The organism is Rhizobium hidalgonense (genome assembly GCF_005862185.2).
GTDB classification, from domain to species: domain Bacteria; phylum Pseudomonadota; class Alphaproteobacteria; order Rhizobiales; family Rhizobiaceae; genus Rhizobium; species Rhizobium hidalgonense.
Genome location: NZ_CP054027.1, coordinates 2487679 through 2500968 on the forward strand (window position 1 = coordinate 2487679; position 13290 = coordinate 2500968).

10 protein-coding genes and 1 tRNA gene are annotated in these 13290 nt (G+C 60.1%); 2 read left to right on the forward strand and 9 right to left on the reverse strand.

The window, feature by feature from the left end; all coding sequences use genetic code 11:
• Positions 1 to 8: 8 nt before the first annotated feature.
• On the reverse strand, positions 9 to 1766 hold the full coding sequence (gene argS / locus FFM81_RS11955) for an arginine--tRNA ligase (RefSeq protein WP_025416057.1): 1758 nt from the start codon (positions 1764 to 1766) through the stop codon (positions 9 to 11).
• Between the two features lie 64 nt (positions 1767 to 1830).
• The gene (locus FFM81_RS11960) at positions 1831 to 3048 is read right to left on the reverse strand and encodes a deoxyguanosinetriphosphate triphosphohydrolase (protein WP_138384350.1); all 1218 of its coding nucleotides are present in this window, start codon (positions 3046 to 3048) and stop codon (positions 1831 to 1833) included.
• 222 nt (positions 3049 to 3270) lie between these two features.
• On the opposite strand from FFM81_RS11960, the gene erpA reads away from it, so the two are divergent.
• Positions 3271 to 3603: an iron-sulfur cluster insertion protein ErpA gene (gene erpA, locus FFM81_RS11965; protein WP_003573565.1), complete on the forward strand. Its 333-nt coding sequence runs from the start codon at positions 3271 to 3273 to the stop codon at positions 3601 to 3603.
• Between the two features lie 185 nt (positions 3604 to 3788).
• Positions 3789 to 4580 carry an exodeoxyribonuclease III gene (xth, locus tag FFM81_RS11970; protein WP_003573567.1) on the forward strand — a complete coding sequence of 264 codons (792 nt, stop codon included), beginning with the start codon at positions 3789 to 3791 and terminating at the stop codon, positions 4578 to 4580.
• Between the two features lie 15 nt (positions 4581 to 4595).
• On the opposite strand, the gene exoR is transcribed toward xth, so the two are convergent.
• The 7 genes from exoR to FFM81_RS12005 all read right to left on the reverse strand — a co-directional run bounded on the left by exoR (position 4596) and on the right by FFM81_RS12005 (position 13092).
• Positions 4596 to 5399, reverse strand: a complete 804-nt coding sequence (exoR, locus tag FFM81_RS11975; protein WP_003573569.1) for an exopolysaccharide production regulator ExoR — start codon at positions 5397 to 5399, stop codon at positions 4596 to 4598.
• Between the two features lie 19 nt (positions 5400 to 5418).
• Positions 5419 to 5979, reverse strand: coding sequence for a hypothetical protein (locus FFM81_RS11980; RefSeq protein ID WP_246401085.1), 561 nt, complete (start codon positions 5977 to 5979; stop codon positions 5419 to 5421).
• Positions 5980 to 6120: 141 nt separating this feature from the next.
• Positions 6121 to 7383 (reverse strand): OmpP1/FadL family transporter, encoded by a 1263-nt coding sequence (locus tag FFM81_RS11985; RefSeq protein ID WP_138384395.1) that lies wholly within the window; start codon positions 7381 to 7383, stop codon positions 6121 to 6123.
• 397 nt (positions 7384 to 7780) lie between these two features.
• Positions 7781 to 10624, reverse strand: a complete 2844-nt coding sequence (locus tag FFM81_RS11990; RefSeq protein WP_138384351.1) for a valine--tRNA ligase — start codon at positions 10622 to 10624, stop codon at positions 7781 to 7783.
• Positions 10625 to 10740: 116 nt separating this feature from the next.
• On the reverse strand, positions 10741 to 11610 hold the full coding sequence (locus FFM81_RS11995; RefSeq protein ID WP_097535165.1) for a DUF2497 domain-containing protein: 870 nt from the start codon (positions 11608 to 11610) through the stop codon (positions 10741 to 10743).
• A 253-nt stretch (positions 11611 to 11863) separates the two neighbouring features.
• Positions 11864 to 12529, reverse strand: coding sequence for a protein-L-isoaspartate O-methyltransferase family protein (locus FFM81_RS12000; RefSeq protein WP_173883779.1), 666 nt, complete (start codon positions 12527 to 12529; stop codon positions 11864 to 11866).
• 489 nt (positions 12530 to 13018) lie between these two features.
• Positions 13019 to 13092 (reverse strand) — tRNA-Cys (locus FFM81_RS12005).
• Positions 13093 to 13290: the final 198 nt, after the last annotated feature.

Genomic DNA, 13290 nt, shown 5'->3' on the forward strand with positions numbered 1-13290 from the left:
TGGTGACGTTATCGCATTTCGTCCGGTGCGGCAGTGCCTGTAATGGCAAGTCCCGACTTCAATACCGACGCGACGGCGTACACCAGCCCAAGTCTGGCAATAGTTGATTCTCGGTTTTTATCATTAACAAATCGTAATTCCGGCTGATCTTTACCTTTGTTCCAGTGCGCATGGAACGAACTTGCGAGGTCGTAGAGGTAAAAAGCGACGCGATGCGGCTCCTGCGACTGGGCCGCCGCCTCGACCATCCGCGGGAATTCAGCGAGCTTGGCGACGAGCTGCAATTCGGCCGGATCGCCAATGCCTGCAACGGTTTGCGCCAGTTCCTCGGGAGAAACATCGAGGTCGCCGAAAGCCTCTCTCGCCTGCCGAAAGACCGACATGCAGCGGGCATGCGCATACTGCACGTAAAAAACCGGATTATCTTTCGACTGTTCCGTCACTTTGGCGAAATCGAAGTCGAGCGGCTCGGAATTCTTGCGGTAAAGCATCATGAACCGGACCGAATCACGGCCGACTTCCTCGACGACCTCCCGAAGCGTGACGAAATCGCCCGAGCGTTTCGACATCTTCACCGGCTCGCCGTTGCGATAGAGCTTGACGAGCTGGCAGAGCAGCACCGTCAGCTTCGCCTTACCATCCGACACGCCGCGTGCAACCGCCTCCAGGCGCTTGACGTAGCCGCCATGGTCGGCGCCGAGCACATAGATCATCTCGTCGAAACCGCGATCGAACTTGTTCTTGAAATAGGCGACGTCGGCGGCGAAATAGGTGTAGGAGCCGTCCGACTTGATCAGCGGCCGGTCCATATCATCGCCCACTTCGGTCGAGCGGAACAGCGTCTGTTCGCGATCTTCCCAATCCTCAGGCAGCTGGCCCTTCGGCGGCGGCAAGGTGCCCTTGTAGACAAAGCCTTTGAAGGTCAGGTCGTTGATCGCCGTGCGGATGGCGGCCGCGCCATTGGCATGCAGAGTCCGCTCGGAGAAGAAGATGTCGTGATGGACGTTCAGCGCCGCCAGATCTTCGCGGATCATCACCATCATCGCATCGATGGTGCGGTCCTTGACGATCGGCATCCATTGGTCTTCCGGCATATTGTGCAGCCGCACGCCATAGTCGGCAGCCAGCGACTGACCGACCGGCACGAGATAGTCGCCCGGATAGAGACCCGAGGGAATTTCGCCGATCCTTTCGCCGAGCGCTTCGCGATAGCGCAGGAAGACGGAACGGGCGAGCACGTCGATCTGCGAACCGGCATCGTTGATATAATATTCCTTCTCGACGCCGTAGCCGGCAAAGGCGAGCAGGTTGGCGAGCGCGTCGCCGACGACGGCGCCGCGGCAATGGCCGACATGCATCGGCCCGGTCGGATTGGCCGAGACATATTCGACGTTGACCTTCCGGCCCGCGCCGAGCGTCGAGCGGCCATAATCGGTACCGGCGCCGATCATCGACGCGAGCAACTGCTGCCAGTAACCGACGGCGAGACGAATGTTGATGAAACCGGGACCGGCGACCGAAACATCGGCAACATCGGCGTCTTCCCTGAGCTTGGCGATGATGACGTCGGCCAGCGCACGGGGATTGGTTCCGAGCGGCTTTGCCAGCACCATCGCGGCGTTGGTCGCAACGTCGCCGTGGCTCGCGTCACGCGGCGGCTCGACGGCGATGCGGCCGAAATCGAGCTCGGATCGCTTGTCCCTGACCAGATCGATCTGTTCAAGGGCGGTTTTGATCCTGGCTTCGAAGTCGGTAAAAAGGTTCATCGCACTCTTCCATGCATAGGCTGTGCCAAAGGCTCAAATCCGCCCTTGGCGGGGCGACCGCTGCCTATCGCAAATCCGGAGTGTGGTCAAACAATCGCCTGTGGGCGCTGATCGCATAGGTGTCGGTCATGCCGGCGAGGTAATCGCCGACATGGCGGGCCTTCGGTGCATCGGCGAGACCGGCGATATGGTCGACCCAGTAATGGCTCTGCATCTCCTTGGGATTGGCCATATAGGCGGCAAAGAGATCGGTGACGATCTGGGCGGCACCGGCGCGGATGCGCATGATATCGGGATTGCGATAGATGCGCTTGAAAAGCATCGCCTTGATCTGCCGGTCGGTTTCGGCCATCGCCTCGGAGAAGGTGGCGATGACCCGGTCGGCGGCGCGGATGTCGGCGGCGCTCTCGGGGCGCAGCAGCAAAAGGCGCTCCTGCGCAACGCCGATTACGTCTTCAACCATGCGGGTGATCTGCCGGCGCATGATTTCATGGGTGAAGCGGCTCGGTTCCAGATGCGGATACCGGTCCCTCACCTCGGCCATCAGCCCGGCAAGGAACGGGATTTCCTCCAGCATATCGAAAGTCAGGTAGCCGGAGCGCAGCCCGTCGTCGATATCGTGGGTGTTGTAGGCGATGTCGTCGGCGATCGCCGCCACCTGGGCCTCGAGGCTGGCATAAGTTGCAAGCTCGAGATCGTGCAGTTCGCAATAATCGAGGATCGGCTGCGGCACGGGCCCGCGCGTGCCGACACCATACGGCGTCAGTAGCGGACCATTGTGCTTGACCAGACCTTCGAGGCTTTCCCATGTCAGGTTGATGCCGTCGAATTCGGCATACCGCCGCTCCAGCTTGGTCACGATGCGCAGCGATTGGGCATTGTGATCGAAGCCGCCATAAGGCAGCAGCACCTCGTGCAGCGCGTCCTCACCGGTATGACCGAACGGCGTGTGGCCGAAATCATGCACCAGCGCCACGCCCTCGGCCAGATCCTCGTCGAGCTTCAGGGCGCGGGCGAGCGCGCGGGCAATCTGCGCCACCTCGATCGTATGCGTCAGCCGGGTGCGGTAGTGATCGCCGTCCTGGGCAATGAAGACCTGGGTCTTGTGCTTCAGCCGGCGGAAGGCGGTAGTATGGACGATGCGGTCGCGGTCGCGCTGGAAATCGGAGCGCGTCGGGCTTCCGTCCTCGTGATAGAGCCGTCCGCGGCTCGTCCAGGGGTCTGCCGCATAGACCGCCCTCTCACCGCTGCCGAAACCTAAAGCACGCCTATCGATCGTCATTCTTCACCGTCATCCTGCATGTTGCCGCATCTGCCCATTGACGCCGCTTTGCCCTCTTCATACCTATAGCCCGAAGAAACGGCAAAGAGGCACTTTCTCATCCACCTCGGCGCATCATGGCCTTTTTCCGAGGATCATGATAAGTTTGTTTGATATCAGGCATTTGAACATTCAAGTGCCAAAACCCATTCTCTCCGGATCTTGACCCCGGCAGGAGGAAACATGACGGATACGAGTGTAACCCTTTCAGATGCCGCAGCAAAGCGTATCGCTGCGATCGTCGGCGCCGAAGCCGGCAAGAGCGCGTTGCGCGTCTCCGTCGAAGGCGGCGGCTGTTCGGGCTTTTCCTACAAGTTCGACCTTGCCGACGGCGCCGGCGACGACGACATCATCGTCGAAAAGAACGACGCCAAAGTGCTGATCGACAGCCTTTCGCTCGTCTACATGGCGGGCTCGGAGATCGACTTCGTCGACAATCTGCTTGGCCAATCCTTCCAGATCAAGAACCCGAATGCGGTGGCAAGCTGCGGCTGCGGCACCAGCTTCTCGATCTGAAGATCTGAACCTAAGGCATTGTCCCCATCGAACCGGCCGAAGAACTGCTTCCGGCCGGTTTATCGTCTTGTCCCCTGGCGAAATACCGCGATACAAGAAGCCCGCTAAAGCTGCATCGACGCTGATTCATGCGGCACGCTTTAGCTCTTTGTTTTTACGCATGTCGTCATGAACGGGACAGAGCCATGAAGATCGCGACCTGGAACATCAACGGCGTCAAGGCGCGCATCGACAATCTCACGCAATGGCTCAAGGATTCCGATCCGGATATCGTCTGCCTGCAGGAGATCAAGACGGTCGACGAAGGTTTTCCCAGGCTGGAGATCGAAGCGCTCGGCTATCACGTCGAAACACACGGTCAAAAGGGCTTCAATGGCGTGGCGATCCTCTCCAAGAGTTCGCCTTCCGAAGTGAACCGCGGCCTGCCCGGCGATCCCCTCGACGAACAGTCGCGCTTCCTCGAAGCCGTGTTCACGCTGCCCGACACACGCATCCTGCGCGTCTGCTGCATCTACCTGCCGAACGGCAACCCTGTCGACACGGAGAAATACCCCTACAAGCTCGCCTGGATGGAGCGCCTGCGGACCTTTGCCGCCGAACGGCTGGCCTATGAGGAGATGCTGGTGCTTGCCGGCGACTACAATGTCATCCCGGAACCGCACGATTGCTTCGATCCCAGGGTCTGGGAAAATGATGCGCTGTTTCTGCCGCAGACGCGGGAGGCGTTCAGACGGCTCGAAAATCTCGGGCTGACGGATGCAGTGCGCGCGACGACGGATGCGACGCAGTTCTATTCGTTCTGGGACTATCAGGCCGGCGCCTGGCCGAAGAACAACGGCATCCGCATCGATCACCTGCTGCTATCGCCTGAGGCGGCCGACCGGATGACCTCGGCTGCGATCGAAAAACATGTACGAGCCTGGGAAAAGCCGTCCGACCACGTGCCTGTGATCGCCTATTTCGATTTCGCGGCCTGAGGCTTCCGTCCGAACTTAATCGTCAGAGCCGCTGGCGATGCTATGCGACAGGGATACCGCCGTGCGGCGGTCGGCCTCGTTGGCAACCGAGAAGGCCTGTTCCTGCAGCGCTTCCATCCAGTTGCAGTCCTTAGGCTTGCAGCGGTCGAGAGCGGCGGTCATCAAAGCGAGACCGCGGGCCGTCTGGCCTTCGTCGAAAAGAATATTGCCGAAAACCGCCATGGCGCCGGGATGACCGCTCTTGCGGGCCTGGTTCAGCCATTTCTTCGCCTGCTGCGGGCTGGCATTGCCACCCTCGCCGGCCAGCATCATCTGCGCCAGCTGGAACTGCGCCTCGGGGACGCCAAAGGTGGAGGCCACCTGAAAATAAAGCTGGCGCGCCTGGGTCAGGTCGATCCGGACCGGACTGCCTGATATGCCATGTTTGTAATAGTTGGCGAGCGAGAGCAGCGCGTTGACGAAGAAGCCGGTATCTTCCGAGCCGGGCTCGACACCCTGCTGGGCGATCTCGCTGTAGATCTTGAAGGCTTCGAAATCATCCTGCGTCACGCCGTCGCCATCGGCATACATGTTGGCAAGCGCCCAGCGCGAGCCGGTGTGGCCCTTTTCGGCAGCGTATTTATAGGCTTCGACCGCCTCTTCCTTCTGTCCGTTCTTATAGGCTTTGAAGCCGAACTTGAAGAGATCGAAGGGTCCGGATTCCTTGCTGACGGGGGCCTTGATGTCGAATGCGCGGACTGGGCCGGACAGCGCCAGCGCTACGGCCAAAGACATGCCCATCAGCATGAATTGGAACAGTTTGAACTCGGACGTCACCATTTCAACCGATTTCTTTCGCTCATCGCAGGCAGGAGGCAGCGGCGCTCGCGCCGTGCGTTCCGCGGATGTATTTCGTCGAGGCGAGCGATCCCGCGGCGAGCTCCATGGCTCCTTTGCCCGCGTCGCATCCAGCCCATTGACCTTCTCTCGAAGGCCGAATTCTCACCCCATCACTCAGAACCACCCGGCTCCCGGCATGGCCCGACTGCAATCTCCGTGGCACTCTTTCGGCAGGTGCGGCATCCGCCTTCCCGCCTTCACCATATTCGTAAACGGCAAATGTGACGAAACCGGTATCGGCGTCTCCGGCAATGCCGGGCTGCTGACCCGAGCGGGCCGAAAACGACAACAACGAACGGCTCGACGGCGCCGCCGCGAGGCCGGGTTGGCGGCCGGAACACCCTTGTGCGGAAAGCGAAACGCCCACAACCAAACGATTGCCGCCAATCGTATCGCGCAATCTGGTATTACCGGAAAAAAATCGACCCATGCTACTATTTACACGCACCGCAAGCCTGCCCACATCCTCGCCTGCAAATATCGCTGCGCTCTCTTTGTGGCGGGAAATGGACAATTTCACCCCGCCGCCACCTTACGCCAATCGTCGTAAAAAAGTGTTGCGGAATCGTCACAAAACGGGATGAGAAAATGGCATGATTAACGGGGGTGAATAAAGAAGAGCCCGGTAGTGCCGGGCTCGTCAATTCTTCAAATGGGAGGATTAGAACTTGACCTTTAGGCTGGTCGACAGTGCAGCGACCAGATCGTTGCCAAAGGAATAGGAGACATCATCTCCGAAGGTGACGCCGTTCCGGGTCATGACCCCGGACGAACCGCTCGTCAACACGCCCACGGCACCGGCGACACGCCATTCAATATGTTCGGTCGGTGTGTAGGCTGCACCGAGCCCCACCGTCCAGCTGTCGGTCTGCGCGCCATAGCCCTGGCTGGTGCCGCGGTCCCATGTCAGGCTGACTGCACCGGACCACTGATCGTTGAACTTGTGGCCCACGCCACCGCTGATCGTCCAGCCATCCTGATAAAGCAGGTCGAGCGAGGTTAGCTCCGTCGAGCCGCCGGATTTGCAGGCAACCACGCCCTTGGTCGACGTCGGGCAGAAAGGCACGGATTGCAGGACACTCCAGTTCGTCCACTTGACCGACCCGAAGGCCAGCCAATCCGGAGCGATACCGCTTTGCAGTTTAAGCTCCAGCGAATCCGGCGCTTCGGCAGAACCAAAAACAGGTGTGACTTGACCGCCAAATATCGGGACAACCGGAACCTGACGGAGATCAACAGTTCCGGTCAAGTTATCGTACTTGACGCGGCTGTTATAAACGAGGCTCGCGCGCATCGCATATTCCGGAATCTCGTAAGCGATGCCGGCGCGCCAGCCCCAGCCGCTATCGTCGAGATCCAGGCGGCCGACGCCCGTTCCAGTGCCGAACAGAAGCGGAACCGTTGAAACCAGACGTTCTTTGAAGCCTTCGACTTCCTGATAGAAAGCGCCGCCGATGAAGCGAAGCTGTCCAGGGCCGACATCAAAACGATAGGAGCAGGTGCCGCCATAGTTGCGGGTCTTGATCTCTGTCTCAATGTTATTGTTGGCGCCGGCCCAGTTCGAGCCGGGGTCGGTATGCGCGCCGAAGGGCTCCGAATAGTCGACAAGGCAGTCGACCGCATCGCCGAAACCAGCCTTAAAGCCGATATAGGGGATGGTGTAATTTGAGGTCTCGTCGGCGGAGTTTGGACGGCTGTTCAGATTGCCGCCTGAAGATAGCGACGTCTCGGTATCGCGGACGTCCTTCAGCTTGCGCTGGGGCGTGACGTAGGTCACGCCCGACTGAAATGAGAAAGGCGACGTATCGAACAGCTGATCGATATTGTATCCACCGCGCTCCAGACCGCCGGCGAAGGACGGCGATGCAAGCGATGAGAAAAGAACGAGCGACGTAACGCCCTTGGAAAACCTACGCGATGCCATTGTGTCTCCCCCACTCCAGCAATTGATGTGACGCCACTCTAGTAAGTGTTCGCTCGACCTGGCAACGCGCCCCACGGCGGTGCTCCCAGGCCTTAGATCGGCCAAGTTACGTAAAGAAATTGACGGACACGTCAAAAAATCTGGTTAATAAAATTTTATTCCAGAGCGGCCGATTTTCAGATGGGGTTTTGGGTTTTCATTCCACACATTGCGGAAGCTGTATCAATCCGACAACAGTGACAGTTTTCGCCCGCAGGAGGTCAGGGAGGCCACAATCCACAGCCTTAGCGCCTGAAATCAGCGTTTTCAGGACCGAATCAACGCGCGCCCAAACGACAAAAGACGCGCCCCTGGGGAGCGCGTCTTTGAAATAGCTTGCCAAAACGAGGGCTGAAACTTATCCGGCTTCGCTCACCCTGGAGAGCGCGGTCTTCAAGCTGGCGATCTGCCCCTTCAGCTCCTCGAGGCGCTCACGCTCGGCGTCGACCACGTCGGGATTGGCATTGGCGACAAACTTCTCGTTGGAGAGCTTGCCGTCGATGCGCGAGATCTCCCCTTCCATTTTGCCGATCGCCTTTTCCAGCCGAGCTTTTTCAGCGGAAAGGTCGATCAGATTGCCGAGCGGCAGGCAGATGGTCGCCTCGTCGACGACGATCTGAGCAGCCCCCTTCGGCGCATCGTCGGCCAGCGATATCGCCTCGACGCGCGCAAGCCGCTTGATGGCGGCGTCGTGGCGGAACAGCCTTTCGCGCGTCAGGTTGTTGGCCTTGACGACGACGAGCGGCGCTGTCGCCGACGGCGGCACGTTCATTTCGGCGCGCACCGAGCGGATGCCGGAGACGAGGTCGATCAGCCAGTTGATCTCGTCGGCGGCCCCGTTATCGGCATAGGAGGGCGAGGGCCATTCGGCATGGCAGACCAAGGTGTCGCGCTCCTTGCCCTCGCCTGCAGTATGCGCCCAGAGCTCTTCGGTCATGAAGGGCATGAAGGGATGCAGCAGCTTGTAGATCTCTTCGAGGATATAGGCGCTGCAGGCCTGAGCCTCGGCCTTGGCGCCCTCGTCCTCGCCGTTGAAGACCGGCTTTAGCAGTTCGAGATACCAGTCGCAGACCTCGTTCCAGACGAAACGGTAGAGCGCGCCGGCGGCATCGTTGAAACGGAAGGCTTCGAGCGCTTCCGTAACGTCACGTTCCGTGCGGGCAAGTTCCGTCAGGATCCATCGGTTGATGGTGAGTTCGGCAGCCTCGGGCACGAAATACGGATCACTCTTGGCACCGTTCATCTCGGCAAAGCGCGTGGCGTTCCAGAGCTTGGTGCCGAAATTGCGATAGCCTGCGATGCGGGCCGGATCGAGCTTCACGTCGCGGCCCTGCGCCGCCATGATTGCCAGGGTGAAACGCAGCGCATCGGCGCCGTATTCGTCGATCAATTCCAGGGGATCGATGACGTTGCCCTTGGACTTCGACATCTTCTGCCCATTCTTGTCGCGCACCAGCGCGTGAATGTAGATCGTATGGAAGGGTTCGACGGGATCGCCATTCTCGTCCTTCATGAAATGCAGGCCCATCTGCATCATGCGAACGACCCAGAACGGAATGATATCGAAACCTGTGACCAGAACACTCGTCGGATAGTAGCGCGCAAGTTCCGGCGTCTGGTCGGGCCAACCGAGAGTCGAGAAGGGCCAGAGCGCGGAGGAGAACCACGTATCGAGCACGTCTTCATCGCGCGTCAGGATTTCGCCCGGTTTGAAGTTTTCGAGCAGGTCCTCGACATAGGCCTTCATCGGCCCCTCATGCGAGAGGTAATGCTGGATCGCCGCCTGCAGCGCCTCCTCCTCGGTCTGCTCGACGAAGACCTGACCATCCGGGCCATACCAGGCGGGAATCTGATGCCCCCACCAGAGTTGGCGCGAAATGCACCACGGCTCGATGTTCTCCAGCCAGTTGAAATAGGTGTTTTCCCAGTTCCTCGGAATGAACCTGGTTTTTCCCTCGCGAACGGATTCAAGCGCGGGCTGTCCCAATGTCTTATTGTCGACAAACCATTGTTCGGTCAGCCGCGGCTCGATCGGCACGCCGCCGCGGTCTCCGTGCGGAACCATATGCTTGTGCGGTTCGATCTTGTCGACGAGGCCGGCCTCCTCGAAAATCTCGACGATGATCTTGCGCGCGTAGAAACGGTCCTGCCCTTCCAGACGGTCCCAGGCGCCATGCAGTGCGGCCGGGTTGTCGAGGCCTTCGAGGAAATCCTCGTTGTCCTTGATGGCAATCGTGGCATCGACGTTCATGACGTTGATGGCGCGCAGCTTCGCGCGCTTGCCGACTTCGAAGTCGTTGAAGTCGTGCGCAGGCGTGATCTTCACCGCACCCGTGCCGGCCGTCGGGTCGGCATAGGAATCGGCGACGATCGGAACCTTGCGGCCGACGATCGGCAGGATGACATGCTTGCCGACGATCGATTTATAGCGCTCATCTTCGGGGTTCACGGCAATGCCGGTATCCCCGAGCATCGTCTCCGGCCGCGTCGTCGCAACGACGATATAGTCGCGCGTCTCGAATTCGGTCGGCTTTCCTTCCTCATCGAAGGCAATCGGATATTGATAGGTGACGCCGGGCTCGAGCGGATAGCGCAGATGCCACAGATGGCCCTTCACCTCGTGCTGCTCGACCTCCATGTCGGAAATAGCCGTCAGGAGTTTGGGGTCCCAATTGACGAGGCGCTTGTCCTTGTAGATCAGGCCTTCCTTGTAGAGCGTGACGAAAACTTCGAGCACGGCCTTCGACAGGCCTTCGTCCATGGTGAAGCGTTCGCGCGACCAGTCGCAGGACGCGCCCAACCGCTTCAACTGGTTGAAGATCAGCCCGCCCGATTCAGCCTTCCACTCCCAGATCTTGTCGATGAAGGCCTCGCGGCCCATTTCGCGGCGGCCAGGCAGCTGCTGTTCCATCAGCTTGCGCTCGACGACCATCTGCGTGGCGATGCCGGCATGGTCCATGCCGGGCTGCCAGAGCACGTCCTTGCCGCGCATGCGCTCGAAGCGCACCATGATGTCCTGCAGCGTGTTGTTGAGCGCATGGCCCATGTGCAGCGAACCGGTGACATTCGGCGGCGGGATGACGATGGTGAAGGTCTCGGCCCCGGGTTTGGCGTTCGCGCCGGCGCGGAAAGCGTCTTCATCATCCCATTTCGCGGCGATTTTGGGTTCGACGGCAGCAGAATCATAGGTCTTGTCGAGCATTTTCTGACCAATTTTCGAGGTTCGAGGGTGGCGTTTGTAAATAGGATGGGCACCGGCAAGTCAATAAAAAAGCCGCCCCGGAGACCGGAGCGGCTTTTCAGGAAAAAGCAATCCGATCAGCGGCGCGGGCCGCGCGCCACGCGCTCGATTTCCTCGCGCACCAGCCGCTCGACCAGCGTCGGCAGATTATCATCGAGCCATTCGCGCAGCATCGGGCGCAGCATATCCTCTGCGATCTCGTCCAGCGAGCGGCGCTCCGCACCGTCGATGGCGGCGGCGAGCTCTTCGAAGGAGCGGCTGATCTGCAGGCCGGCATTCTCGGAAAGCAGGTTCGGCTGAACCTCGTCGGCGAGGCTCGGCAGAAAACGCTCGGCCGAGGACTGGACCGGTTCCAAAGGCGGCAACGCCGTCTCCACGGCAGGCGCCGGCTCGGCGACTGCGACCGCCGGGGTTTCTGCAAACACCGGCGCCTCGACCGGCTGCTGAATTGCGACCTGCTGAACGGACGGGGTAGCCTCGAAAACAGGCTGAGCCGACTGCGGCTGCGGTGCCGCGGCGCGCGGCGCTTCCGGCATCGGGGCCGGCTGCGGCTCGGGCTGACGGAAGCCGCTCGGAATTTCGCGCAGTGCCTGACCGGCCTGCACGGCGCTGCGCTCGGAGGCGGCGCGCACGCGGGCGGCGACATCGGCAAGCGACAGGGCGCGGGCCGGCACTTCAGCTTCGGGGGCGGTGCCGGCCGAATTGGCGGCAACGAAACGCGGATCGGAGGAGCGCAGGGCCGGCTCGGGGAACTCCACGCCGGCATAGGTGTCATCCACCGTCAGATGGATTTCGGAGCCGTTGTCATCCTCGTCGGCGCCGTAGACCGGCGGCAGGGATGCGGAAATCGCCTTGCCGGCGCCGGGCTCATTGCTTTCGATGATCTGGCGGATGGAGGCCAGAATTTCTTCCATGGACGGTTCACGCGCTACACTTGGCTGAGCCATTTCTATCCCCGTTATCCAAAAACAACGACCGGACGATGTGGAGCGTTCATCCGAATCACCACGACCTTAGAATACCCCAGCCATGAAAAAAATCATCGCGAATCAATTGAGTGCGGCCATGCACAGTTTTGTTACCTGGTGTTTTCGACATGGCGGCGTCAGGATAAATCATGTTTGTGAAGGCGCTCACGCGGCCCCGATAAAAAAATGGGCGCCGATGGCGCCCATTGCTAAACGCATCGACAAAATCAGATCAGAAAACGAACTCGCGCACCTTGGCGAAACCCGGCAGCGGCTTGACCGAAGCGTTGAAGAAGACGTTTTCCGAAACGGCGCCGCGCTCGGCGGCGAACACTTTGGCGCGGGCGGCATTGCCGTAACCTTCGACCGTCACAAGACGGCCGCCATCACGCAATTGACCGAGAAGAGCTGTCGGAACCTCCTCGACTGCGCCATTGACGAAAATCAGATCATAGGGAGCGCCGGCAGCGTAGCCCTTTTCGAGCGGCCCGGTGACCACCTCGACCTTGGCGTAGCCGGCGAGCTGCGTCTTCGCCTCGGCGGCCAGCGCCTCGTCGCATTCGAGGGCGATGACCGAGCCGGCAATGATCGACAGCAGCGCCGATGTGTAACCGGTGCCGCAGCCGACTTCGAGAACGAAATCATCCTTGGTGATCGCGGCCAGCTGCAGCAGCTTGGCGAGCGGCGATGCCTCCATCAGGAAGCGTGCCGGCTTTCCGGGTGCGGCAGCCGATATCTCGACGTCGTTGTCGATATAGGCCAGCAGCTTCGCCTTCTCCGGCACGAATGCCTCACGCGGCACCGTGAGAAACGCCGTCAGCACGGAATGCGACGTAACGTCCGTCGTGCGAACCTGGGTGTCGACCATCTTTGCGCGCGCTGCTTCGAAATCCATCATGTCCTCTCGCTCTTGAAAGCGGTTCCTGTCCCTCGTCTCTTAATCCCCGCCACCGATGCTTTCAAGGCTTGGCAGCCGCCGGCGAAAAGAATCCGACAAACGCTTCTTCCGCGCCACAGAGGCAATGAGGCGCTGCAACGCAACGTGGAATCCCCTGCCCCTTCATGTTATTGTTTTCAACGGAGGAAATAGGAGGAGCAGGCCATGTCTGCGATTTTGGAGTATTTGACGCTGTTCGACTTCTTCATCCTTGCAGCGCTCATCGGCATCTTCTGCTGCGGGCTGCTGGACGGCGAAACGACCTTGAAGTGATAAGGGCGCGCGAACGCGCTCAAACATCGTCTCCGCATAGAGTCTGTGGCAATCCCATGCCGACGGACGTCACGACATGCGACGGTACGCGGCGCGGGTGGCACTGCGCCTCAGGCGCCAATGCGGGCGTCGCCGCCTGGGTGCATTTCAGCCGAGTTATGTCATGTGGGAAGATGTTGGAGGCCTCGCCCGGAATTGAACCGGGGTACAAGGATTTGCAGTCCTCTGCGTCACCACTCCGCCACGAGGCCTCACGGGCTCGTTATCTGAGCCGTGGCGAGCGTTTAGAATGATCGTAAGGAAATCGCAAGAGGGCATTTCCGAAAAACGCTATTCCGCAGTTGCCGAAAGGACCGTTTTCTAGCGCACGTCACAGGCTGGAAATTCCATGACCGTAGCGATGCCCCGCTGCCCGCCCTGATCGCATTTGAAACAAATCGTTAGCTTGA